Below are 24,932 nucleotides of genomic sequence, written 5' to 3'. Positions count from 1 at the left end.
AATATACAAATTACCCAAAACGACCAAACAAAAGCCTTAAAAGTTAACTATATTCCCTTTTCTTCCATTTATTTTACCACACTAATGCGCGTTTCTCCTTGGGCACGAACATCTTATCGCCCTCCTTGATACCGAAGGCATCGTACCATGTGTCAATCATAGGCAGAGCAGCCTGCACACGGATGCGGTTAGGCGAATGTACGTCGCTGTTCACGATCATAGCAGTATACTCAGGTGTTGTGTTGCTGGCCCATACGCGAGCGTAAGCCAGATAGAAACGCTGTGCAGGGGTGAAGCCCTCCACATCCTTCAAAGGCTCCTGCTTCATACGGTTCTCAAAGGCGCGATAAGCAATCTTCAGTCCACCATTGTCACCGATGTTCTCACCCAAAGTCTTCTGTCCGTTCACATTCAGTCCGGGCACAGCCTCCTGCTCACTGAACCAGTCGGCCAGCACCTTGGTGCGCTCATCGTATTTAGCCTTATCGTCAGCAGTCCACCAGTTCTTCAGGTTTCCGTCCTTGTCAAACTGACAACCCTGATCGTCGAAGCCATGACTCATCTCGTGACCAATCACCATACCGATGGCGCCATAGTTGGTAGCATAGTCGGCCTCAGGATCGAAGAACGGGGGCTGCAGAATGGCTGCGGGGAAGTTGATGCTGTTGAACAGCGGGTTATAGAAGGCATTCACCGTCTGAGGCGTGCAAGCCATCATGGTCTTGTCTACAGGCTGGTGCCAGTATTTGCGGAACTCAGCAGCACGTGCTTCCTCGTTGATGCGGATAAAGTTCTCCACTAGGTTCTGGTCCTCGCGGATATCCACGAACTTCTCCATATCCTCCCATTTATCGGGATAACCTACGTTGATATACATGGCGTGCAGTTTCTCCAGTGCCTTGGCCTTGGTAGAGTCGCTCATCCAGGTGTTCTCCGTCAAACGGTCCTCGAAAGCCTGCTGCAGATCCTTCACCAGACGAACCACACGCTGCTTGCTGGTCTCGGGGAAGTACTCAGCTACATACAGTTTACCGATGGTCTCACCCAGTTTTCCGCTGATGGCATTTACAGCACGCTTCCAACGGGGCTGCTGCTCCTGAACGCCTGTAATCACCTTGTTGGCCTCGAAGGCACGATCAGTGAAGGCGTCAGAGAGGTAGCTGCTGTAGGCTTTGATTACGTGCAACTCCATGTATGACTTCAAATCCTCCAGACTGGTGTTGGCCAGAATATTCTCAACTTCGTGGAGGGGCTCGAGCTGGCTGATGTTCACCTTGTCAATATCCTTAGGCATGTTCAAAGCGTCGCGATAGCCCACCCAGTCGATGCCCTTAAAGTCCTGCAACAGCTGCTCCCATGACATAATATGGATGGTAGCCATAGGGTTACGACTGGCCACCTGATTCAGGGTCTTCACACCGATGGCGTGCTCAATGGCCCACTCGGCTTCCATCTTCTTCTGAGCCTCTTCATCGCTGTAGCCCACCATCTTGAAGTAGTCCTTATACAGGGCCTTTACAGCCTCTACAGTCTTCTTCTGCTGCTCATTGGGCTCGGCATAATACTCCTGAGCCAGTGAAGCGCCACCATGTCCACCGCCAATCATAAACTCCGATGAGTTGAAGGGGTTCAGACTCAGGCTGATACCGAAGGGAGCGGTATTGAAGCCCTTGGCATCGAACTCGCACATCAACTTCAGAGCCTCCTCGCGGGTCTTCAGCTCGCGCACCTGCTTCAGGTAAGGCATAATCGGCTCATAGCCCATCTTATTGCGACTAACGCTATCCATGTAGAGGCGATAGAGTGCACCGATTTTCTGTCCGTCACTGCCTTGAGGCAGATCCTTCTTCTCAGCATACTTCATAACGAGGGCGTTAATACGGTCCTTGTTCAGTTCCGAGAGATCGGTAAAGGCACCATTCTCAGGATGTACCTTGTCCAGCGGGTTGTTCTTCAGCCAGTTGCCCACAGCATACTGCCAGAAGTCGTCACCAGGTTTCACACTCGTGTCCATGTTTGCTTTCAGGTTCTGTGCCATGCCTGCCACGCTTACGAAAGCCAGTGCTACGGCGAAAAATAGTTTCTTCATCATTCTAAAACATTTAAAATTCTACATTATTTATCTGTTAGACGCAAAAAACGACGAGAAAACTACACTTCTTTCTAACTTTTTTAGAATTCCACCCTATATGCAATATTAGGGAAGGTTAGTGACGTGTATTTATCTACGATCTCATGGGTCCTCAGATCAAAGGTCTGCCCCTGAAACGTCCGTATTTGCAGATATTCGAGAATAAAGTGGTGCGAAGTATGTTTCTTATTGATGGTGTACTTCACCGAAAAAGCATAACCCACATTCATACCCTTTTGCTTACAGAACGGATCAAGGCCGTCATCTTCAGGAACAGACCTGTCAGGCCGCTGCATAACATCCTCAAAGGTGATTCCCTCAGGAATAGGCGTATACCGATCACCCCCCATCAGGGTGAGACGTCCATTAAGACCGAATACGTTTTTCTTAGAACGGCCTACCATCCACTCCTTACCACCTAGGATATTTGTGATATAACCACGATCCAGACGTGAGTGATGCCACTCACCCTGAGCGTCACGATACTCCGACTTGAATACGGTTGCCGTCAGCATACCATAGAAACCGTCTTTGAGATAACGCTCTAGCGTAAGGTCAACGCCATAGTTTCTGCCAGCACCTTCGTTCACCAACGCACGATCCTGGAAAAACTTACGGTGGTTAATAATAGAATAGGTTGTCCCCTGTTCCACAGGTACATCAAAAAGCCATTGCCAGTATGGCTCAATCTTCAGCATGGCATTCTCGCCTAAGCGCTGCGCAAACGAGGCTGAGATATGGTGTGAGCGCGTCAATCCAAGATCCTCATTGGGATTTCCATCTCCCATCGTCACAAAATAAGAATCCGTTGATTCCTTACGGCTGTTCAGAGCATAAGCCAGTGACATCGTACTCGACGGAGACGTTTTATACTGCACACTGATTCGAGGCTCTACCAGCCACTGGTTGTTAAGGTTGAACCACATCACATTAACACCGGCCACTGTAGACAATCTGCTGCTCAGTGCCAGCTTATGACTGCTATAAAGACGCGTCAGTCCCGTGTTACCCTCAGATTCATAGACACGATAAAGCGGGCCTCCCGTCACCTTAATATAATCCATCCACGTGTGGAAGTCCAGATGCTGATGTTCAAAACCATTCTGCATGGTGTAGCGAGAGGATAACTTTTGCTGGTGTTGTGCACTGATAATGACATTCCACTGCGAGTTGCGTCCTGCCAAATCCGGCATCTTGGTCATCTGTTCATCATAATCGTTCTCCCCCAGTTTTCTGTAAGCTCCTGTGAAGGCAATACTGGAATGTAGTGTTCCGCCCGTTTTAAAGCGATAGGTATGATTCACGCCTAAAGCACAATTGCGCTGTCGAGACCAGGAATCATTTGAGTCCCACAATGTCTCCCACTCTGAAACGTCAGGCACATTGTTTTCATAGTTATCAACAAGTCCTGTGAACCACACGGCAAAGGTACCAGCCTTAGTTGTAGGCATATTGATTTTGAAACTCAAGTCCTGATAGTCGAGGGTCTCATTCTCCATGTTGATGGCATGAAGTTTCTTGGCTATTTCAAGGAAGCTATAGCGATAATTAATAAGGTACGAGCTCTTCGATCCTTTCTTCAAAGGGCCTTCCGAGGCAAAGTCAACACCCAGCGTACCCACCTGCACGGCATGCTCATATTTGGTATTATTTCCCACGCGCATCTTCATGTCGAATGCACCGGAAAGGGCATTTCCAAACTCCGCAGGCATTGCGCCAGTCAGAAAATCGCTATTGGCGAGAACAGTACCGTTCAAAGAAGTAAAGACACCGCCGCCAGCCTCAGTAATCTCCGCGAAGTGATTGGGGTTATTCACCTCTATGCCTTCAACACGCCACTGTAACATCTGGGGTGAATTACCATGAATACTAATACCATTAGTAGCACCACCAGTAGCAACACCGGCAAACATTGACGCCGTACGGGCTGGATCCGCCATACCTCCAGCATATCGGCTGGCTTCCTCTACACTGAACATACGAGCACCAACCTGCGCCATCTCATTAAGTGGCAACTGCTTGTTCACACGGGGCTTAACGACAACCTCACCCAGTTCTGAGATGCTCTCACGCATACGGAGGTTCAGGACCAACTCCTTACCAGAAGAAAGTAGCTGCTCCTTCAACAACACAGGTTCATAACCAACATAGGTGGCCCTGACAGAATGTCGCCCCACAGGCACATTCTCAATTACGAAGTTACCATCGAGACCTGATACAGCAGACATCGTCATGCCATTCTCTACTTGAATCGTTACACCAATCATTGGCTCACCAGATGCCACATCACTCACTTGTCCACGAATGGTTTGTGTGGCCTGAGCCCCTGCCACCGCAGGGGAAAGCAGCATCGTGAGAGCTGCTCCTAAAAACATTCTTTTCATTTTTTATATTATCATTATTACTTAATATCATCGTCTTTCAGACGTTACATGAATAGTCGTAAACATCTAATTAATAGAAATATCTGAAACGCACTGCGAGCTTTAAATCAAGGAGATCTTTAAAGGACCTTCTTGACGCCAGGGATCATCCGTACCAGCCAGGTAAGAACAAAGGACGCAATGGTAATGACGGTACCTATAAACATGAATTTACCAAAGGCCCCCATCCATATCGTGTCTGTTGCATACTGCAGGAGCAGCATCAGTATCATGTGGAATATATATGCGCCATACGACTGAGCGGCACACCACTGCCAGAAGCGGCTGCTCCAGTTTCCATACTCACGGAACAGCCAAAGCAGTCCGAATGAGATGAAGACACACATCAGCGACTCGTAAATACCAAACCACCGATACACGAACGCATTCCACTCACCACCGTCTCTCGCATAGTTACCTATAGCGAGAACGATGCCAATCAACAGAGCGATTGCACCTATGCGATTCTCCATTTTTTCCAACCACTCGAAGCGGCAGGCCAGAACGCCCAAAAAGAACATCATGACATACTGCAAATAATGAGCAGGTTCAAAAATCAGTCCCATCCAGAATATCCAGTGGTCTTGAGGACTTTCCCGACGGATGAAATAACTGCCCACTCCCATCAAAGCACCAACAATAAAGAGTCCGATTATCGTAGGTTTCGACGTACAACTCAACAGAGGCTTGCAAAACAGTCTGATACCAGCATAGACAAGGCTGAAGAACAGCAGATTCTCCACGAACCACATATGACCAGTCTCCAGTTTACCAGCCAGCACAGAGAGTAAGCCTCCCATCAGCAGCCACGGAATACCCAAGCGTATCAATTTCTTCTTTACAAAGGTTCCCGCTCCCTGCTTATCAAAACTCTTTGGTACGAAATAGCCGGATATCAGGAAATACAAGCCCATAAAAAAAGCGGCATTCGTAGAGAAGAAATGCCAAATCCAAGGCATCACCTCAGCAGGATTGCTGGGGTGATAGGCCCATTCTCCACCATCACCATAAGCCTGACCCGCATGGTGAAATATCACAAGTACCGTTAGACAAACTTTAAGATTGTCCAGATAGAAAAGACGCTTCTGCAACATTTACTTAGATTACCACAGCCGTTCCACTTGTGGAAACCATCAGCATAGATCCTTTTGCACCAATAGTCTCATAATCAATATCGATACCTACTATAGCATTAGCGCCCATTGCCTTGGCACGTTCCATCATCTCTCGCATCGATGTGTCCTTAGCCTCACGTAAAACCTGCTCGTAACTGCCAGAGCGTCCGCCAACAAGATCACGGATACCTGCAAAGATATCCTTTACGAGGTTTGCACCAATAATGGTCTCACTTGTCACCACACCCTTATACTCGCGGATTGTGTGACCTTCAATAGTCGGGGTTGTTGATAGTATCATAATCTTTATTTTTAAAATTAGTTTACGTCTATTTGACGTTATATAGATCAGAAAAGTTGCAAGACCAATATTTTTATGAGATCACCTCTTTTATATTATACGATATAATATCCTTCGATCTTAACTGTTGCCTTGCCCCCAAAGAGAACTTTGCCGTTAGCGTATTTCAGTTTCACCGAGTTAAAGACACGATCATTGCCGCCTTGTTCTATAGCAATCAGATGTCCATCCCAGAGTTTCTCGCTCAGCAGATAGTTGGCAAAAGCGCTGTTTCCTGAGCCTGTGGCGGGATCTTCGAGATAACCGAACCTCGGTGCGAAGACCCGCGTGTGGGCAAAAGCCGATGTGTCGGCTGTCTGCATGGAAAAGGTGAGGATAATATCGATATCGTTCCCTTCGCAAAACGTTTTCAGACGACTCACGTTTGGATAGACCGAGATTTCAGTCTCCAGATCCTTGACGGGAACGATGAGCGTCCGTAATCCCGCGTCAATGATTCGTATGGGCAGGTCTTTGCTGATGGTGTCGCAGGGCAGTTCCAGTATCTCTTCCAGTTGTGCCGTCGTGAGTTCCGTAGGATGTTCTATGGGATCAGGGGCACTGATATAGACGGCGTCCTCTTCCTTGATGGCATTATACACCTCTATCATTCCCTTGCGGTTTGTCTCTACCATCACCACAGGCTTCGACATTAGTTCTGGTGTGTCCTTGATCAGCGAATACATGGTGGCGATGGTTCCATGGCCACAAAAGTCCACCTCACACTCCGATGAGTAGTAAGTCAGTTTCGCATCTGCTTTCTCCGACTGTCCACAAAACACCATCTCCATCACAAACCCTTTGTGCTCACTGGCTATCGACTGCATCTGTTCGCCAGTCATGGGAGCATCGTCCAGAAACAGACATGCCGCAGGGTTGCCAAGCGACTCGCCTGCCGTAAAAGCGTTACTCTTGATATATCTGTATCTTCTCATCATGCAAATATAATTTCCCCAGTCTTTTTATTTCCCATTTGGCTGAGAAAGCTTAAAGTGGAAAGGCTTATCGAAATGGCGACGCGAATAGTAAGTCACCGAAGGATTCTTCAGATCCATCACCATTGTCCAAACGGTACCAAAGAAGCCTTCTCTTTCTGGCTGCGACACAGCCTCGATGGCTTCAGTCAACTGCTTCACATCCATCACGCCACCCGTCTGGTCATATTTCTCACATAATCTGTCGTAGCGGTCATCGCCTTCTTTCAGTCCTACATTATGCTTAGCATCACACAGATAGTGGTTGGTTACGGCTGGCGTTTCCGTCACCACCATTTTATTGTCCACATATTCTACGACTACACTTCTACCCGAGACGTCAGATATCGCATAATGGTGAGCTGCGCCAATATCAGAGTGCATATCAATGCCATTCAGCAGTTCCAGGGCTTCGCCCACATTAGCAGCATTGTTTAACATATAGCGGATAGCTGCTGTCGTGGTAAGGTCGGGCTTGCTTGTACGTTGGTGCGTCTCTATTGAATCGCCGGCTATCAGGTCTGCTATAGCGAGTCCCTTTTCGTTTATACCGTCAAGTGCGACAAACAGTCCTGTAAGCGCCAGATATTGGTTCGAGAACCCTTCGGGCTTGTAATCGTCTCCGAATCCGTAGAACTCCACGTTGAAAGTCGTTATCGATTCGTAGCCGCGATTAGGAATCGTATGTAAGATCACGCCCACGCCTGACGGGAAGTCAAAGTTGCGCCCCATCAGTACCCCGCCGTCTGGTGAAGCCACCGTCAGCGTCGAACATCCGAAGCCCTCTTTCTTTGTGTTCACCTCTGGCTTATAGTGACCTTTCGACAGGAAGCCCATCACATAGCTCACTAATTGGTCGGCATTCTCAAATCCTCCCTGCTCCATCAGACCGTCGAACCCGTCGTCGCCTTTATATTCCATATAATACAGGCCGTCGTCGAGTTTCTCAACTGATAATGCGCCCTTAACAAACGGGCCGAATTCAAGCCATGCCAGCACTCCTACGACCAAAATCAGTCCCAATACGCTCAACAGCGTAATCTTCAATACTTTCTTCATCGTTTTAGCTTTTTTATTTATTGTTATTTCTTTCACTATTAATCCATGTCAGCTTACGCCATATTCCCTCTAATGGTCCGCGTGGATGAGACTTAAACCAATAGCGGCAGAACAGATATTGACACAAGACCATGCCCAGACCTATCATAACAGCATAGGTTACACCCAATAGGCGGTAGCAGGCCAGGCCATAGCCGCAGAAGATGAAACAGCCGATGACAGACTGCAACAGATAGTTGGTAAGGCTCATGCGACCGAATATGCACAGATGGTGAAGCACCTTACGCACGCCACCGAAGGCATACCAAGCCGAGACCACTGCCGAAACGATCATCAGCAGAATCAACAAGTTGTAAATAGGTGCGAGCCAAAGGGCCAACTCGCCAAAGTCAACAAGACTCAGGGCGATAACGACAACGACAGAACCAACGAGAAGGTTATGCCATATCTTTAAGTTCCGTCCTTCATTATAGAACATCCTCTGTCTGCCTAACTGCATACCGAGAATAAACAGACAGAGCAACTGTGTCAGGCGTCCGCTGAAGACATTGAATCTGAAATTCAGCTCAAAGCCGTATCGCAGGTTAGTGATGGCGTTCTCCAAGAACGAACCATGTTCGTGCATACTGTTGATACGGCCATACAACTCCCACAGCGTGGAATGGTCTATCGTGCTACCCGTCAGCAGACAGAACAATTCCACAGGCTGCAAGGCCAATAGGGCGATGATACACCAGACGACTCGCGACGGCAGATAGCTGATGGGAATCAGCAACAGGCCATATACCGCATAGAGCATCAGGATATCGCCATCATAGAAAGCCACATTGATGAGACCAAAGCCGAACAACAGACACATACGCCATGCAAAGCGCCCCGAGAACGAGCGGCCCTTCTGCTGCTGGTTGTCGTTCATGATAAAGAAGCTCAGTCCGAAAAGCATGGCGAAGATACCATACATCTTACCGCTGAGCAGCCAGGCCAGCACATCAGCCACTTGCTGATCGGAAGACAGCGCATGCACTATCGGCTCTTGCGTAAAGATATTAAAGTGCTCTACAGAGTGATAAAGAATAATACCAGCCACGGCAATGCCTCTCAGGGCATCGGCTACATCTATTCGGGTGTTTGGTTGATAACGGGTCGCGTACATACGATACATTTTATTCTTTAGACGCAAGAAGCAACAAAAAACTACACACTTCTCAGAAAATTACATTCTGGCTTTCTGTTTCTCTCCAGCGCCTGAGCCACGATACTTAGAGCGGGCCTCGTTGAACTTCCAGGTAAGGTCGAGCCTGAACGTGCGACGAACGGGGTTGTAGACGGTGAGTTCGCGAACGCCATAGACGATGGCCCTGGTAACGTTAGAATTAAAAATGTCGTTGCAACGCAGATCAAGAGTGAGCGAACCGAGACGGCGCAGACTGATGTCGTGCTGAACACCTAAGTCGGCACTGAACTGGGCTCTCGTGATGCGGAAGTTGTCTACGTCGCCCTTGGGGTTGAAGCGCATTCCGGCATTCAGGCGCCAGCCCTTTGGCAGTTTGACGGTGTTATCCCAGCCCATGTTGACATACGGACGGTTGAGCGTGACGATCGAGCCGTCGAGGCTGGGCGACTTATAGTTCTGGAAGAGAGCATAGACAAACCATGTGGGATGCCAGCAGCCTATAACCGGACTGGCATAGGGGTTGAAGCTCAGCTGGTTGTAGTCTTCCTTTGTGTTGATGGGGCGAACCAGGCTGATAAGCGGGTTGTCGGCACCAGGGAATGGCTCAGTTGACATCGTCTCTGAGTTCTTCACACGACTAAGGTTGATATTGACACCCATCCACTTGTAGCCAGCGTTCAGCACGAGGCTGTGGGTATAGGTTGGCTTCAGGTAAGGGTTACCACTCTGATAGGCATAGCGGTTCAGATAGATGGTAGAACTGGTGAGACTGCTGTAGGCAGGGCGCTTGATGTCGCGACGATAAGAGAGCGAGAGCTGAACCTTGCCAATGGGGGCAGAGATGACTGCCGTGGGGAACCAGTCGCCATAGTCGCGACATACCTCATCCTCACGCACACCAAAGTTATAATAATCGTTCACGAGATGCTCGTAGCGTATACCTGCCTGAACGAACACCTTACCGAACTGGTGCCCGTAGTCCATGAAGAGGGCTTCCGACTTCTCGTTGATCTCTGTATCGGTAGCCGTCACGGGCACAGCCTCAGAAGCATTGTAGGTATAGGCATCCGTACGATGGTTGTAGGAATATTCACCTCCTACAGAGAGGTTACCCTTCCACAAGGGATAGCTCAAGACAAGCTTAGAGGCCCAGAAGTTGTTGCCGCTCTTGGTGTTGCTGTCGATGCTACGCGTCATTGCCGCACCATTAACGTTCTTGGACTGTTCGATGGTCTGGCCTGGAGCCTCTGTACGATCAAAGAGTCCGTCGAGGTTGAAGTCGATGCCCAGCTGCCCCAGTTTACCATTATAATAGGCATTGAAGATATGCTTCTTGAACTTCTCGTCCTGTCGTATCTTGCTTTCAGAACGCTCTGTGAAGAGACCGTTCTCGTACTCATCGGTATCAAACTGGCTGGTGAGGGCGCCATCGGGGTGATAGTCGTATTTGTAGAAAGCGCCAAACGAGTGGTTCTCGTCTACCATATAGTTAACCTGCAGCTGTGGCGAGAGGCCCTTCCACGTCTGTTTCGTATCCTGCTTGGTGTAGCCGTCTATCCTGTCAGACTCTACCAGATAATACATATTGCTCTCCTGAAACGACTTGTTGTGACCATTGCGGCCAGCCCACAACGAGGCGGTAAGGTCGAGACCACCCGTACGGTAGTTCACGTCGAGGTTGTTGGTGATGGTGTGCCCGTAGCGGTATATGCCTCCCAGGTTATCCTGAAAACTGATACCCTCACCTTGCGCCTTCTTCAGCGTGATGCGGACCACAGCCTTGGTCGAGGCAGCATAGCGGGCGCCAGGGTTCTGAACCACGTCGACATGCTGTATCTGATCGGAACGCAGACGGGCGAGCTCGCTGGCGTCGCGAACCTTACGCCCATTGATATACACCTCGGCGTCACCACGCCCAAGCACCTTCACTGTTCCGTCGCGATCGGCCTCGAGCGAAGGAATCTTCGATAGGGCATCGCTCACGGTACCAGCCTTTTCCAAGATGGTTCCTGCCACGTTGGTGCGCATGGCGTCGCTCTTCACATGGGTCTTAGGCAGCTGGCCCTTCACCACCACCTCCTTCAGTACCTTGTTGTCTTCCTTCATCTGGATGGTCAGCCCGTTAGCCTCATGAATATCTATGTAGATGGTCTCGTAGCCCACGCTCGACACCTTCAGCAGTCCTTCGTTCTTGTCTGTCACGATATTAAACACGCCCTGTTCGTCTGTCACCGCGCCCTGTACGAAAGCAGAATCGGGCAACGACAGCAGTACTACATTAACATAAGAGAGCGGTTCGCCATTTTCGTCAATCACCTTTCCGCCTATATTCTGAGTCTCAGCGAAAGACATTATCGACATCATTAACGTAACCATCAGCATTGTTAGTCTCATATTCATCATTTATTATATTAAAGTTGTTGTTATCATTAATACAGCGCAGACGTTCTGCGCTGACCTTTTCACTTCTCTTAGACGCAACAAAGGCATAAAAAGTTTCAAGAAAAGTAAAATTAGTAAAACGATATGACAAATAGCTTCGTGAGAATCGCATCTTTACGAGCAAGCCGCCCTTCGACCGCAAATACGCGAGTTATGAGCCGCATCCGTAAGTCATTGAGAACGTGAGCGTTACAGAAAAGTCTTATTTCCGTCCCTCGTTCAGACGTCATCTTTCGGAACAAAACAAGTTGTTTTGTACCCGAAGAGACTATCTCCACCACCCGTGGAGACTACTTGAGCGCGCATAAAACTACTTGTTTTACACAAAAAGGGGTGGACTTTACGCCGAGTAAACCCTAAGTTTACTACCGACAAACCCCAAGTTTCATTACGACAAGCCCATAGTTAGTCGTAATGAAACCCCAAATGCGCCTCCCACCGCCCTAGAATGAGCTGGTCAGGAAGCGCTTTTTTACGTATGTTTTATTGACAATCTACGGAAAACGAACAGCCATACAGTCTTACCATACAAAGCCTGCCAAGACCAAAGAAATAAAAGAAAAACGAGAGAATCTTTCGACTCTCTCGCTTTCTGTCGGGATTACTGGACTCGAACCAGCGACCTCGCGCCCCCCAGACGTGTGCGCTACCAACTGCGCTAAATCCCGAACACTAATTTTGCTTAGCACCGACCCTTGTTTTGTCGAATGCGGGTGCAAAGGTACATAGTTTTTCTGAACTGACCAAATTTTAAAGCAACTTTTTGTTTATAAGCCCAAATTTACCCACCATTTAGTGTGGAAATTCAAATAAAAATCGTATCTTTGTGCCGAAAATATGAATCAATAGAGATGAAACAATATAAACTGACTGCACCAGAGAAGCTGGCTCAGACAATCTGTCTGCCCGCTTCGAAAAGCATTTCCAACCGCGCACTTGTGATCTACGCCCTTAGCGGAGGCAAGAATCTGCCTCAGAATCTGAGCGACTGCGACGATACGGACGTGATTATCAAAGCCCTGCGCGACATGCCAGAAGAGATTAACATCAAGGCGGCTGGTACGGCCATGAGGTTTATGACGGCCTACCTCAGTGTGACAAAAGGAACACACGTGTTGACGGGCACTGAGCGCATGAAGCATCGCCCCATAGGCATACTGGTGGACGCGATGAAGGCACTCGGGGCCGACATTAAATACGTAGAGACTGCGGGCTATCCCCCACTACGCATTACAGGAAAGACGCTGAAAGGCGGGCTGCTGGCTATACCAGGCAACGTGAGCTCACAGTATATCTCGGCCCTGCTGATGATCGGGCCGATGCTGAAGAATGGACTCACCCTGCAATTGACGGGCGACATCATCTCACGCCCCTACATCGACCTGACTCTCTGGACGATGCGCGAATTCGGAGCTGAAGCTGAATGGACCTCGGCTGACACCATCACGGTGAATCCCAAGGCCTATCAGGACCGCGAATATTTCATCGAGAACGACTGGACGGGAGCCAGCTACTGGTATGAGATGCTGGCGCTCTGCAAGGGCCGAGATTCAGAGATTAAACTGACAGGACTGATGGACGGTTCGAAACAGGGCGACTCTGTGACTCGCTATCTGTTCAGCCTACTTGGTATCAAGACGACTTTCGAGACAAAGAAGGAAGGCATCCCCCAGACTATCACACTGACTCAGAACGGCAGATGCGTGCCCCGTCTGGAGTACGACTTCGTAAACTCGCCCGACCTGGCACAGACGTTTGTGGTGACTTGTGCCGCCAAGAACATTCCCTTCCACTTCAAGGGGCTCTCTACGCTCAAGATTAAAGAGACCGACCGCATAGAGGCCATGAAGCGCGAGATGAGAAAGCTGGGCTACGTGCTTCACGACGCCAACGACAGCGAGCTGTATTGGAACGGCGAACGTTGCGAGCCTTCGCTGGAGCTGGGCATCGACACCTATGAGGATCACCGCATGGCTCTGGCCTTTGCGCCCTATGCGCTGACAACCGAAGGACTGATCATCAACAACCCTCAGGTGGTGACGAAATCGTATCCGCACTTCTGGGACGACCTGAAGAATGTAGGATTCAAAATAGAAGAAACAGATAAGTGATAAACATATGAGTTTCGCATTGGTTTGCATCGCACTATTAGTTGGACTGGGCATCGTAGCCGGCATTGCCTCTCACTTCGACAAAGGAGAGGACGAGATTACTGTGGGGCACGACTGCTCTACATGTACGGCTGCTGACGAGGGCTCATGCAAGATTCACTGTCTGCTGGAGGAGAAAAAGAAAAAGGAAGATGCATAGAAGGGTAAGGATTATCGGCTTCCAATGGCTGATTGCCGCCTCATGCGTTTTGGCCATATCCGGCTGCTCAACGCAGAAGAACACAGCGCAATCACGCTGGTGGCACTCCTTCAATGCCCGATACAACACTTACTTCAATGGCTCACAGGCCTTTATCGAGGGGAATCTTGAGAAAGAGAAAGGCAACAAAGACAACTATACCGAACTGATTCCCCTCTACATGGTTGGCAACAAGCAGAGTCGCGACATCGGTAAAAGTCAGTATGACCGCACTATCGAGAAATGTGAGAAAGCCATCCACCAGCATAGCATCAAAGCCAAACCCGAATGGGATAACAGCAAGCGGAAAACACCAAAAGACCGCGAGTGGCTGGGGCGCAGGGAGTATAACCCCTTTATATGGAAAGCCTGGCTGCTGATGGGAAAAGCACAATTCCAGAAAGGTGCCTTCGACGAGGCTGCCGCCACATTCTCATATATGACCCGACTCTATCAGACACAGCCCTTGATGAACGGACTGGCCCGTGCGTGGCTCGCCAAATGCTATACCGAACTGGGATGGAAATATGATGCAGAGGACGTGATTCGCAACATGAGCCGCGACTCCATGGACTTCAGGGCTGTCAAGGACTGGGACTACACCTATGCCAACTACTACATTCGTCAGGGCGACTACCAGAAAGCTGTGCCTTACCTGCGAAAGGTCATCAAGCACGAACGGCGCAACATCCAGCGGGCAAGAGAATGGTTCCTGATGGGACAGATTCAAAAGCTACTGGGCAATCGCGACGAGGCCTATCGCGCCTTTGGCAAAGTGGCGGGATGTCATCCGCCCTACGAACTGCAGTTCAATGCCCGCATCGCACAGACCGAGGTTGCCGCCAGCAACAATAGCCGCCAGATGATTGGTAAACTCAGACGCATGGCGGCTTCTGACAATAATACGGAATATCTGGACCAGGTATACTATGCTATTGGCAATATCCACATGACACAACGTGACACCACCGAGGCCATCGCCGCCTATGAGAAAGGCTGTCGCCGATCAACCAGAAACGGCATAGAGAAGGGCGTGTTATTGTTGACATTAGGCAATATATATTGGGCCAAAGACATGTTTGCCGATGCCCAACGCTGCTATGGCGAGGCCATTGGTCTGCTCGACAAGGAACGGACTGACTATGAGGAGTTCTCCCGTCGCTCCAGGATTCTCGACGAGCTGGTGCCTTATACCAACACCATTCAACTTCAGGACTCTCTGCTGGCTCTGGCCGCTATGCCAGAAGCTGAGCGCAACAAGGCTGTCGACCGCGTGATAAATGAGCTGAAGAAGAAAGAGAAAGAGGAGCAATATGCGCTGTTGGAACAGGAGACCATAACTGCCAATGCCGATATGAATCTTAATCCAACCATCTCCACGCCTTCAGCCACCAGCGGTGGTTGGTATTTCTACAATCCCACAGCCGTGAGCCAAGGAAAAGCCTCCTTCCAGCGCCAATGGGGCAAGCGAGAGAACATAGACAACTGGCAACGTATCAATCAGACCGTCATCAGTCTCGATAGTGATACCAAAGAGTCTTCAGAGGGTATGGACATTCAAGAAAAAGCCATTGCCTCGACAGACTCTATGGCAACCAATCCCCATCAGCGTGAGTATTACTTAGCACAGATACCCTTTACAGCAGGACAACAGGCTGCTTGTCATGATTTACTGAAAGATGCACTGTTGCATGCAGGCATCATTCTGAAAGACAAGATGGACAATCTGCGTCTCTGCGAGAAACATTTGGGCAGACTGACCAAAGACTACCCCGATTATGAACACCTGGACGAAGCTTGGTATCACTTGTATCTACTTTATCTGCGGCAGGGTGACAACCTGAAGGCAGGCAACTGCCTGACCCACCTGAAGGCCAATCACCCCAATAGTGAGTGGACCACTCTCCTTACCGACCCCTACTACGTAGAGAACGCCAAGTTCGGTGAACATATTGAAGACTCTCTTTATGCCACCACCTATGAAGCATTCAAGGACAGCAGAGCCGACGTCGTGAAGGCGAACACTGCTCTTTCAGAGAAACGGTTCCCACAAGGCAGCAATCGTGCCAAGTTCCTCTTCATCGATGGTCTGAGCCGGTTAAACGATGGAGACGGCGACGGCTGCATGAGCCGTCTGCAAGAGGTGGTTGAGAGATTTCCAGAGAGTGAAGTCAGTCCGCTGGCAGGAATGATTATAAAAGGAGTAAAGGAAGGGCGCCGACTTCATGGCGGTAAGTTCGATATCGGGGACGTATGGACCATGCGCAGCATTACGCTGACACACGACTCTACCAGCGTCGACACACTCAGCACCGAGCGCAACCAGCAGTTCCTCTTCATGCTTGTCTATCAGCCTGACTCTGTCAGTGAGAACCAACTGCTCTTCGAGTTGGCCCGCTACAACTTCACGAATTTTCTGGTTCGTAACTTCGAATTGCAGATTGATGAAGACAACGGTCTGCACCGTATGATGGTGAGCGGTTTCCTGAGTTACGACGAAGCCACGCAGTATGCCCGCCAGCTCTATGCCAGCAACCAGATGAAGGAGATGCTAAAGCAATGCCGCTCTCTCATCATCAGCAATGCGAACCTGGCATTGATAGGACGGCAGTTCAGTTACGACGAGTACCAACAGTTCTATGAGAAGGAGTTTGCTCCGATGCAGATCAGCAAAGAGAGACTGCTGCTGATACCTGAGAACATGGAACAGCCCGACATAGAGGAGATGGACACCATAGACGAGCAAGAAGAACAGGACGAATTCATGCCACAAAAGTCTCAACAGCCTCAACAACAGGTGAAGGACTTCGACTTTGGGGATGACTTCTGGTAAAAATATAAAGGGGAAAAGAAAAGAATGACCAACGGATTGTTACTTTGGGTAGACGATGAGATTGAACAACTGAGGGCACACATCCTCTTTCTCGAAAAGAAAGGCTATGAGGTGGTAACCGTCAGCAATGGCACCGATGCCATCGATCTCTGCAAGGAACGCAACTTCGACCTTGTGCTTCTCGACGAGCACATGCCCGGACTCAGTGGACTGGAGACGCTGCAGAAGCTGAAAGAGTTGCAGCCATCTTTGGCGATTGTGATGGTGACCAAGAGCGAAGAGGAGAATATCATGAATCAGGCTATCGGACAAAAGATAGCCGACTACCTGATTAAACCCGTGAATCCCAACCAGATATTACTGACCCTGAAGAAGAACATCCACCGCAAGGCTATTGAGACCGAAGTGACCCAGACGCAATATCAGCAGAACTTCCAACAGATAGCCATGCAGATACTCGACTGCCAAAACTGGAAAGACTGGGTAGACGTTTATAAGCGCCTGGTGCATTGGGAGCTTGAACTGAGTGCCACCGACAGCAATATGACTGAAATGCTACAGATGCAGAAGGAAGACGCCAACAACGGCTTTGCAAAGTTCATTAAGAAGAACTACCTGAATTGGGTAAACACCAACGCTTCTGGTGGAGATACGAGCCGCCCTACTCTTTCGCCCGACATCTTTAAGACCAAGCTGTTTCCCATGCTCAACAATGGACAGAAGGTGTTCCTCGTGGTTCTCGATAACTTCCGTTACGACCAATGGCGCATATTGGCAAACGAGTTGAGCGACCACTTCGACATAGAAGAGGATCTTTATTTCAGCATCCTACCTACCGCTACACAATATGCCCGCAATGCTATCTTCAGCGGACTGATGCCCAACAAGATTGCTGAGATGTTCCCCCATCTGTGGGTTGATGAAGACGAAGAAGAAGGTAAGAACGTGAACGAAGAGCCACTCATCCGAACTCAGCTGGAGCGTTATCGTCGCAAGAATTCATTCTCCTATCATAAGATCAATAGTCAGGCTGAAGCCGACAAGTTTCTGCAACAATTCCAGACACTGGAGAAGAACGACCTGAACGTAATCGTGTTCAACTTTATCGATATGCTGAGTCATGCCCGCACAGAATCGAAGATGGTACGTGAATTGGCCAACAACGAAAGTGCCTACCGCAGCATCACGCTCTCATGGTTCCGCCACACCGTCATCTCAGACTTCTTCAAACAATTGGCACAAACCGACTATAAAGTGATTGTTACCACCGACCATGGTAGTATACGTTGCACTCAACCTGTAAAAATCGTGGGTGACAGGAATACGAACACCAACCTGCGTTACAAGCTCGGCAAAAATCTGGCCTATGAAGACAAGAACCTCTTCGTCATCAAGGATCCACAGAAGGCCCAACTGCCCTCGCCCAATCTATCCACGAGCTACGTATTTGCCACAGGCGACTCGTTCTTCGCCTATCCTAATAACTACAATTATTACGTGTCATACTATCGTGATACATTCCAACATGGAGGCATATCGATGGAAGAAATCATCATACCACTCATCACGCTAACAGGAAAGAAAAGATAAATAGTAAAGATAAAAAAGAATATATATGGAAATAACAATTAGTAATCTCGACAACATCCGGGAGACAGCCCGGGAGTTTATCGACAACATGGGTGACCACAAGGTATTTGCCTTCTACGGAAAGATGGGCGCTGGTAAGACCACATTCATCAAAGCCATCTGCGAAGAACTCGGCGTCGATGATGTCATCACCAGCCCTACGTTTGCTATTATCAACGAATATGGCGGAAAAAACGGTTCCATCTATCATTTCGACTTCTACCGTATCAAGAAACTCGAAGAGGTTTACGATATGGGCTATGAAGACTATTTCTATAGCGGAGCCCTCTGTTTTATCGAATGGCCCGAACTGATAGAAGAAGTTCTGCCCGAAGACGCCGTGAAGGTTGAGATTACTGAGAAAGAAGACGGCACTCGCGCCATTGTGTTCTAAAAAGGGAGGTGTGGGAAAAAAATACTCCCTGCTTCTTTTGAATAAAGCAGGGAGTATATCTCAATAAGTACTTTCTAATCAGAATACGGCACGAACCAACCATCAAGGATTGCTTCGTCCTTACAGATTCTGTTCCTGAAAGTCCAAATCAGCTTGTACGATGAAAAAAACATCCTGAGGATCGAAGGTTCCGACATTGGCCTCCTTTGCCTGTTTACAAACATATTCGGCCACTTTCTCCATATCAATATCCGTTTCCTCTTCATTACCCTCCAGGATGCCACTGGTAAAGTAATAGTCGACAATGCTATCCATGATATACAGGATGTCATCATCGCTGAATGTTCCTTTCATATCAGCAGGAATCTGAGACCGGATAAATGCCAACTCTTGCTGGTTCTCCAGTTCGTCCTGCCTAATCAGTTCGTCAAGACTTGCCATAACTTAGAGCAGTGTCTGGATTTTCTCTTCAATCTTAGCCTTAGGCTGAGCACCGATGATTTTGTCAACCACCTCGCCATTCTTGAAGAACAGAATGGTAGGAATATTACGGATACCAAACTCAGCGGCGATATCCTCGTTGTCCTCTACATCGCACTTACCAATAACCACTTTGCCATCATACTCTTTCGACAGCTCTTCGATAATGGGAGCCACCATACGGCAGGGACCACACCATGTAGCCCAGAAATCCACTACTAAAGGCAGATTACCAGCCTTCAAACTTGCAAAGTTCTCTTTTGTGATTGTTACTTCCATTTTTTCTTCGTTTTAAAGATGAATACTATATTTGTCTCATTAATAGTGTAGCAAATACCATGCCACATCAGTTGATCTTATAGTCAAGCATCTCGTGATGCTCAATATACTCAAGCAGTGTATGTCTTACGTCAACACCTTCCTTCTTACTCTTCAGAAGCACATGATGAGAGCCTTGCGAGTCGCGCAACTGGAAGAAGAGTTTCGTCTTACCAGGATTCTCGTCAATGATTTCATTCAGATCGGCCACAATCTGTTCATCCAGCAAATCGGTGACGAGTGAGATCGTGATGCGGTCGATGCACTTCTCTTTGATGGTCTGCATATACTCTACGTTCTGCACCTTTAGTTCCATGATGTTGCTATTCTGGAAACGGGCACGCATCTTGGCAGTGACATAGACTGAGGCACCCTCTTGGAACAGACCACTCCAGCGCCCCCAGTCTTCACCAAACAGAGCGATCTCACCACTTCCCTCAAAGTCTTCCAATGTAATGAAACCGCACGGGTTACCATTCTTAGTAAACTTCTGGCGCACGGCCGTCACAATGCCACCGATAATAACATCCTCACGGTCTGTCAGTTGTGAGACATCTGCCAAATCGGCACACCTTGTATTACACAGATTATCGAGAATAATCTTATATTCATCGAGCGGATGAGCCGATAGATAGATGCCCACGAGATCGCGTTCTTTGTTCAGTCGTTCAATGTCACTCCATCTCACATCGGTCTTCGGCAGAGGCGGTGTGGCAATCTCCAAATCGTCGAACCCTCCGAAGAGAGAGTTCTGAGCCTGAGCTTTCTCTGCCTGATACAACTGGCCATAACGTACCAAAGTATCAAGCCACTGCTCGCCTTTGGCATTTTCTGCAAAAAACTCCTCGCGGCGGATACCGAAGCTGTCGAAGCCACCACTCAGAGCAAGCGACTCGAAAGCCTTACGGTTCACATTACTCATATTGACACGCTGGGCAAAATCGAATATCGACTTATAAGGGCCATTCTTATCACGTTCGGCAATAATAGCCTGGGCAGCCGATTCACCCATACCCTTGATAGCCCCAAGCCCGAAACGAATCTCACCATGCTGGTTCACACCAAACTTCTCATACGACTCGTTCACATCAGGTCCCAAGGTATTAATGCCCATCTGCTTACACTCATCCATCAACTTTGTGATTTCAGTAATCTGGTCCCTTCGTCGGCTCATAATAGCCGCCATGAACTCTGCTGGATAATTTGCTTTCAGATAAGCAGTCTGGAAAGCGACCCAAGAGTAGCAGGCCGCATGCGACTTATTGAACGCATAAGAGGCGAATGCCTCCCAATCGCTCCAAATCTTCTCAAGCACTTTCGGGTCATGGCCGTTCTTCTTACCGCCTTCGATGAATTTAGGTTTCATCGCATCAACGATATCTTTTTTCTTCTTACCCATGGCCTTTCGCAGGGCATCGCTCTCGCCTCTGGTAAAGTCGGCCAACAAACGCGAGAGTAGCATCACCTGTTCCTGATACACCGTAATACCATAGGTATCCTTGAGATACTTCTCCATCACAGGTATATCATAGGTGATAGGTTCCTCACCATGCTTACGACGGATGAACTGTGGAATATACCCCATAGGACCTGGGCGATAAAGAGCGTTCATCGCAATCAAGTCTTCAAAGACGGTGGGCTTCAGTTCGCGCAGATATTTCTGCATACCTGCCGACTCAAACTGGAAGGTACCGATGGTGCGCCCCTGCTGATAAAGTTCGTAAGTTTTAGGGTCGTCTATAGGAATAGTATCCAGATCCACATCGATGCCTCTTGTTCGCTTAATATTTGCGCAAGCCTCCTTCAACTCCGACAACGTCTTCAGTCCAAGGAAGTCCATCTTAATCAGTCCTGTTGATTCAATCACATGACCGTCGTACTGGGTACAATTGGTTTTCACACCCTTGAAATCCGGGTCATCAGCCGTCGACACGGGCACATGGTCACTAATCGGATCGCGACAGATAATGAAGCCACAGGCATGGATACCCGTACCACGCACCGTACCCTCCAGCATCTTGGCATATTTGATGGTGTTAGCCAAATGCGGGTCACTGGAAGCCTCAGCCTCCTGTAATTCTGGCACAGCCTTGATGGCATTAGGGAGGTTCATCTTGGGCGTCTTACCATCCACATCGGGCAAACGATCTGGAATGGCTTTACAGAGCGCATTGGATATCGCAATGGGTACCTTCTCTACACGAGCCACATCCTTGATAGAGTTCTTCGTGGCCATGGTGGCATAGGTGATGATATGAGCACAGTTCTCGTGCCCGTACTTATCTTCTACCCACTTCAACACCTTACCTCGACCATCGTCATCGAAGTCGGTATCGATATCAGGCAGAGAGATACGGTCAGGATTCAGGAAACGTTCAAACAGCAGGTCGTACTTCAGCGGGTCGATCTTCGTGATTCCTAAGCAGTAAGCCACCACACTTCCCGCCGCAGAGCCACGACCAGGCCCCACCATCACACCAAGCTCGTCGCGAGCAGAATTGATGAAGTCCTGCACAATCAGGAAGTAACCAGGGAAACCCATCGTCTTCATAATGTGGAGTTCAAACTTCACACGGTCGGCCACATCTTGGGGTATCGGATCACCATAACGTTTCTTCGCTCCCGTATAAGCCAGTTCTGCCAGATAGTCAGCCTCGAACTTGATACGGTATATCTTATCATAGCCTCCCAGCTTTTTGATTTTCTTTTCGCCATCTTCAGGTGACAACTGATTCTCGCCATTTTCATCGCTGGTAAACTCATCGTAGAGTTGCTGTTCCGTGAACTTCTGTCGCCACTCATCTTCCGTTCCGAATGATTCTGGAATCGGAAAGAAGGGCATAATCGGGTCTGCATCCAGACTATAGGTTTCTACCTTGTCCAATATCTCTACCGTGTTCGCCATGGCCTCGGGCACATCGCTGAAGATATCGTTCATCTCCTGACGGGTCTTGAACCACTCCTGTTTCGAGTAGAGCATACGATCGGGATCATCAAGGTCCTTACCTGTAGCCAGACACAGCAGATGGTCATGAGCCTCGGCATTCTCACGATCCACAAAATGAGCATCGTTCGTACAGACAAGCTTCACGCCATACTCCTTAGCCAGTTCTATAAGCACCTTGTTAGCCTGCTGCTGCAAAGGGAACGTCTCACGATTGGCGCGGATATTCGGATCAGTCACTTCGTGGCGCTGAAGCTCCAGATAGTAGTCATCACCCCACAAACGTTTATGCCACTCTATAGCTTCGCGTGCACCGGCAATATCACCCTTTAATATCTTCGCCGGCACTTCGCCAGCAATACAGGCAGAACAAACGATCAAATCTTCATGATACTTCTCCAGTTCCATGCGGTCCGTACGCGGACGGTTGTAGAATCCGTCAACCCACGAATTGCTCACAAGTTTAATCAGATTCCTATAGCCATTATAGTTCTTGGCCAGCACGATGAGGTGATAACCACCCAAGTCTTCTCTGGTTTCCCTTAAGCTCTTATCACCACGACGAGCTACATACATCTCACAACCGAAGATGGGTTTAAAGGGTTCCAGACCATCTTTCTTGCGCTGTTTGTTCACGCCAATGCAGATGTCGTGAAATTCCTTAATGCCGAACATGTCGCCATGGTCGGTTATCGCCATGCCTTTCATGCCATCTCCGATAGCTTTATCCACAAGCTTCTTGATACTCGACTGACCATCAAGTATAGAGTAGTAGGTATGTACATGTAAATGTACGAAATCTTCCATTCTTTATCTAAAAATCTTTCTGTTTTGAGCCTCAAAGATACGTTGAAATCCTGAGATTACCAAAAGAAAAACAAGAAAAGTTTGTATCTTTAGTGAAATTTGTGTACCTTTGCAGCCAATTAAAGAACAATTGAATATTACTAATGGGAGAAAGAATTAAGAAACTTAAAAAGATAAGAATCCACCGTGAAGGAACCAACGAATTGACCATCAGCGCCTTAGCCATTATAGGCATTGGCGCTCTCATTTGGTATGGCCTCCACATAAATATACTCTTCTGGACCTTTATGATCATCTTCGGTGCCGCCTGGCTCATGGCTCTCAACTTCTACCGCTGTCCTATCCGCTATTTCAATGGCGATACCGACAAACTGGTCGTTGCTCCTGCCGATGGCAAGATCGTTGTGATTGAAGAGGTTGAAGAAACTGAATATTTCCACGATAAGCGACTGATGATCTCTATCTTCATGAGTCCGCTGAATGTACATGCCAACTGGTTTCCCGTTGACGGTAAGGTAAAATTCGTTCACCATCAGAACGGTAATTATCATAAGGCATGGCTTCCCAAAGCCAGTGAGGAGAATGAGCATGCCGACATCATGATTACCACCCCCGAAGGACAGGACGTACTGGTTCGTCAGATTGCAGGTGCCATGGCCCGCCGTATCGTAACCTATGCCAAGCCTGAAGAGGAGTGCTACATCGATGAGCACCTGGGATTCATTAAGTTGGGATCTCGTGTGGATGTGTATCTGCCCATTGGAACCGAGATACGTTGTCGTATGGATCAGCCAACCACAGGCGACCAGACCGTGATTGCAAAACTGAAGTAAATGAATATCAAGAAGCATATCCCTAACACCATCACCTGCTGCAACCTTGTCTCAGGCTGCATCGCCACCTATTTTGCTTTTCAGGGTGACTTTGGCATGGCTCTGCTCTTTATCATTATCGGTGCCGTGTTCGACTTCTTCGATGGCATGAGTGCCCGTCTGCTGAACGTTAGTTCTCCTATTGGTAAAGAACTAGACTCCCTAGCCGATGACATCACCTTCGGCTTTGCCCCATCAGCTATCATCTTCAGCTACCTGTGCACATTCCATATCCATCTGGTATACGTACCATTCCTGGCATTCGTAATGGCAGCATTCTCTGCCCTCCGACTAGCCAAGTTCAACCTAGACGAGCGTCAGGCTTTAGGCTTCATAGGTCTGCCTACACCAGCCAACGCACTCTTTTGGGGTTCGCTCATCGTCGGTTTGCAAGAACATGATATTGCCTTCAGTGGCATCGAGTGGATTATTCTGGCAGGCACCTTTATCAGCTGCTATCTTCTGATTGCAGAGATTCCCATGTTCGCCCTCAAGTTCAAGCACTGGGGGTGGAAGGGTAATGAGATAAAATATATCTTCGTTCTCTCTTGCATCCCCCTGTTGCTCCTTCTCGGAGTCAGCGGCTTTGCCGCTATCATCGCCTGGTATGTGGCGTTGTCGGTGGTTGCAAGCAAGAAGAACGACTAA

The 24,932-nt window shown here is 48.6% G+C and carries 18 protein-coding genes and 1 tRNA gene; 7 read left to right on the top strand and 12 right to left on the bottom strand.

Features of this window, described 5'->3' with window-relative positions; genetic code table 11:
* Positions 1 to 73 precede the first annotated feature (73 nt).
* From BMX82_RS07470 to BMX82_RS07430, 9 genes are all read right to left on the bottom strand, one after another.
* Positions 74 to 2,089: a M13 family metallopeptidase gene (locus BMX82_RS07470; protein ID WP_036910447.1), complete on the bottom strand. Its 2,016-nt coding sequence runs from the start codon at positions 2,087 to 2,089 to the stop codon at positions 74 to 76.
* Between the two features lie 83 nt (positions 2,090 to 2,172).
* Positions 2,173 to 4,515, bottom strand: coding sequence for a TonB-dependent receptor (locus tag BMX82_RS07465; RefSeq protein ID WP_091767516.1), 2,343 nt, complete (start codon positions 4,513 to 4,515; stop codon positions 2,173 to 2,175).
* Between the two features lie 119 nt (positions 4,516 to 4,634).
* The gene (locus tag BMX82_RS07460; protein ID WP_091767513.1) at positions 4,635 to 5,648 is read right to left on the bottom strand and encodes an acyltransferase family protein; all 1,014 of its coding nucleotides are present in this window, start codon (positions 5,646 to 5,648) and stop codon (positions 4,635 to 4,637) included.
* Positions 5,649 to 5,652: 4 nt separating this feature from the next.
* On the bottom strand, positions 5,653 to 5,970 hold the full coding sequence (locus tag BMX82_RS07455) for a heavy metal-binding domain-containing protein (RefSeq protein WP_036910225.1): 318 nt from the start codon (positions 5,968 to 5,970) through the stop codon (positions 5,653 to 5,655).
* A gap of 95 nt (positions 5,971 to 6,065) precedes the next feature.
* Positions 6,066 to 6,944: a PhzF family phenazine biosynthesis protein gene (locus BMX82_RS07450; protein ID WP_091767510.1), complete on the bottom strand. Its 879-nt coding sequence runs from the start codon at positions 6,942 to 6,944 to the stop codon at positions 6,066 to 6,068.
* Between the two features lie 27 nt (positions 6,945 to 6,971).
* Positions 6,972 to 8,042: a linear amide C-N hydrolase gene (locus BMX82_RS07445; RefSeq protein ID WP_091767488.1), complete on the bottom strand. Its 1,071-nt coding sequence runs from the start codon at positions 8,040 to 8,042 to the stop codon at positions 6,972 to 6,974.
* Positions 8,043 to 8,055: 13 nt separating this feature from the next.
* The gene (locus BMX82_RS07440) at positions 8,056 to 9,195 is read right to left on the bottom strand and encodes a DUF418 domain-containing protein (protein WP_091768555.1); all 1,140 of its coding nucleotides are present in this window, start codon (positions 9,193 to 9,195) and stop codon (positions 8,056 to 8,058) included.
* 60 nt (positions 9,196 to 9,255) lie between these two features.
* Positions 9,256 to 11,610, bottom strand: coding sequence for an outer membrane beta-barrel protein (locus tag BMX82_RS07435; RefSeq protein ID WP_177172046.1), 2,355 nt, complete (start codon positions 11,608 to 11,610; stop codon positions 9,256 to 9,258).
* A 643-nt stretch (positions 11,611 to 12,253) separates the two neighbouring features.
* Positions 12,254 to 12,326, bottom strand: a tRNA-Pro gene (locus BMX82_RS07430).
* Between the two features lie 183 nt (positions 12,327 to 12,509).
* Between BMX82_RS07430 and BMX82_RS07425 the strand changes: the two genes are divergently transcribed.
* Genes BMX82_RS07425 through tsaE form a run of 5 tightly spaced genes read left to right on the top strand, consistent with a single transcriptional unit; the run spans position 12,510 to position 18,863 of the window.
* Positions 12,510 to 13,769, top strand: coding sequence for a 3-phosphoshikimate 1-carboxyvinyltransferase (locus BMX82_RS07425; RefSeq protein ID WP_036910222.1), 1,260 nt, complete (start codon positions 12,510 to 12,512; stop codon positions 13,767 to 13,769).
* 7 nt (positions 13,770 to 13,776) lie between these two features.
* On the top strand, positions 13,777 to 13,968 hold the full coding sequence (locus BMX82_RS07420) for a hypothetical protein (protein ID WP_036910221.1): 192 nt from the start codon (positions 13,777 to 13,779) through the stop codon (positions 13,966 to 13,968).
* Positions 13,961 to 16,840, top strand: coding sequence for a type IX secretion system periplasmic lipoprotein PorW/SprE (locus tag BMX82_RS07415; RefSeq protein WP_091767479.1), 2,880 nt, complete (start codon positions 13,961 to 13,963; stop codon positions 16,838 to 16,840). The genes BMX82_RS07420 and BMX82_RS07415 overlap by 8 nt, the downstream gene beginning before the upstream one ends.
* A gap of 24 nt (positions 16,841 to 16,864) precedes the next feature.
* Entirely contained in the window at positions 16,865 to 18,430 is a 1,566-nt protein-coding gene (locus BMX82_RS07410) for a T9SS response regulator signal transducer PorX (RefSeq protein WP_091767474.1), read from the top strand.
* Between the two features lie 25 nt (positions 18,431 to 18,455).
* Positions 18,456 to 18,863, top strand: coding sequence for a tRNA (adenosine(37)-N6)-threonylcarbamoyltransferase complex ATPase subunit type 1 TsaE (tsaE, locus tag BMX82_RS07405; RefSeq protein WP_036910219.1), 408 nt, complete (start codon positions 18,456 to 18,458; stop codon positions 18,861 to 18,863).
* 120 nt (positions 18,864 to 18,983) lie between these two features.
* On the opposite strand, the gene BMX82_RS07400 is transcribed toward tsaE, so the two are convergent.
* The 3 genes from BMX82_RS07400 to dnaE form a co-directional block, all read right to left on the bottom strand.
* Positions 18,984 to 19,304, bottom strand: coding sequence for a hypothetical protein (locus BMX82_RS07400; protein WP_036910218.1), 321 nt, complete (start codon positions 19,302 to 19,304; stop codon positions 18,984 to 18,986).
* Positions 19,305 to 19,307: 3 nt separating this feature from the next.
* The gene (gene trxA / locus BMX82_RS07395) at positions 19,308 to 19,622 is read right to left on the bottom strand and encodes a thioredoxin (RefSeq protein ID WP_036910217.1); all 315 of its coding nucleotides are present in this window, start codon (positions 19,620 to 19,622) and stop codon (positions 19,308 to 19,310) included.
* A gap of 67 nt (positions 19,623 to 19,689) precedes the next feature.
* Entirely contained in the window at positions 19,690 to 23,412 is a 3,723-nt protein-coding gene (gene dnaE, locus BMX82_RS07390; RefSeq protein ID WP_091767471.1) for a DNA polymerase III subunit alpha, read from the bottom strand.
* 143 nt (positions 23,413 to 23,555) lie between these two features.
* On the opposite strand from dnaE, the gene BMX82_RS07385 reads away from it, so the two are divergent.
* Both BMX82_RS07385 and pssA read left to right on the top strand, forming a co-directional pair.
* Complete coding sequence (locus BMX82_RS07385; RefSeq protein WP_036910215.1) at positions 23,556 to 24,245, top strand: phosphatidylserine decarboxylase family protein; 690 nt, start codon at positions 23,556 to 23,558, stop codon at positions 24,243 to 24,245.
* The gene (pssA, locus tag BMX82_RS07380) at positions 24,246 to 24,932 is read left to right on the top strand and encodes a CDP-diacylglycerol--serine O-phosphatidyltransferase (protein WP_036910214.1); all 687 of its coding nucleotides are present in this window, start codon (positions 24,246 to 24,248) and stop codon (positions 24,930 to 24,932) included.

It is taken from the genome of Prevotella sp. khp7, assembly GCF_900109055.1.
Lineage (GTDB): Bacteria > Bacteroidota > Bacteroidia > Bacteroidales > Bacteroidaceae > Prevotella.
This window is presented reverse-complemented; position numbering and strand designations above follow the sequence as displayed.

Coding starts and splice junctions, on each gene's coding strand:
- tsaE (WP_036910219.1), top strand. CDS start 18,456: ATGGAAATAACAATTAGTAATCTCGACAACATCCGGGAGACAGCCCGG.
- BMX82_RS07410 (WP_091767474.1), top strand. CDS start 16,865: ATGACCAACGGATTGTTACTTTGGGTAGACGATGAGATTGAACAACTG.
- BMX82_RS07445 (WP_091767488.1), bottom strand. CDS start 8,042: ATGAAGAAAGTATTGAAGATTACGCTGTTGAGCGTATTGGGACTGATT.
- BMX82_RS07400 (WP_036910218.1), bottom strand. CDS start 19,304: ATGGCAAGTCTTGACGAACTGATTAGGCAGGACGAACTGGAGAACCAG.
- BMX82_RS07425 (WP_036910222.1), top strand. CDS start 12,510: ATGAAACAATATAAACTGACTGCACCAGAGAAGCTGGCTCAGACAATC.
- BMX82_RS07435 (WP_177172046.1), bottom strand. CDS start 11,610: ATGAGACTAACAATGCTGATGGTTACGTTAATGATGTCGATAATGTCT.
- trxA (WP_036910217.1), bottom strand. CDS start 19,622: ATGGAAGTAACAATCACAAAAGAGAACTTTGCAAGTTTGAAGGCTGGT.
- BMX82_RS07440 (WP_091768555.1), bottom strand. CDS start 9,195: ATGTACGCGACCCGTTATCAACCAAACACCCGAATAGATGTAGCCGAT.
- BMX82_RS07465 (WP_091767516.1), bottom strand. CDS start 4,515: ATGAAAAGAATGTTTTTAGGAGCAGCTCTCACGATGCTGCTTTCCCCT.
- BMX82_RS07470 (WP_036910447.1), bottom strand. CDS start 2,089: ATGAAGAAACTATTTTTCGCCGTAGCACTGGCTTTCGTAAGCGTGGCA.
- BMX82_RS07385 (WP_036910215.1), top strand. CDS start 23,556: ATGGGAGAAAGAATTAAGAAACTTAAAAAGATAAGAATCCACCGTGAA.
- pssA (WP_036910214.1), top strand. CDS start 24,246: ATGAATATCAAGAAGCATATCCCTAACACCATCACCTGCTGCAACCTT.
- BMX82_RS07420 (WP_036910221.1), top strand. CDS start 13,777: ATGAGTTTCGCATTGGTTTGCATCGCACTATTAGTTGGACTGGGCATC.
- dnaE (WP_091767471.1), bottom strand. CDS start 23,412: ATGGAAGATTTCGTACATTTACATGTACATACCTACTACTCTATACTT.
- BMX82_RS07455 (WP_036910225.1), bottom strand. CDS start 5,970: ATGATACTATCAACAACCCCGACTATTGAAGGTCACACAATCCGCGAG.
- BMX82_RS07415 (WP_091767479.1), top strand. CDS start 13,961: ATGCATAGAAGGGTAAGGATTATCGGCTTCCAATGGCTGATTGCCGCC.
- BMX82_RS07450 (WP_091767510.1), bottom strand. CDS start 6,944: ATGAGAAGATACAGATATATCAAGAGTAACGCTTTTACGGCAGGCGAG.
- BMX82_RS07460 (WP_091767513.1), bottom strand. CDS start 5,648: ATGTTGCAGAAGCGTCTTTTCTATCTGGACAATCTTAAAGTTTGTCTA.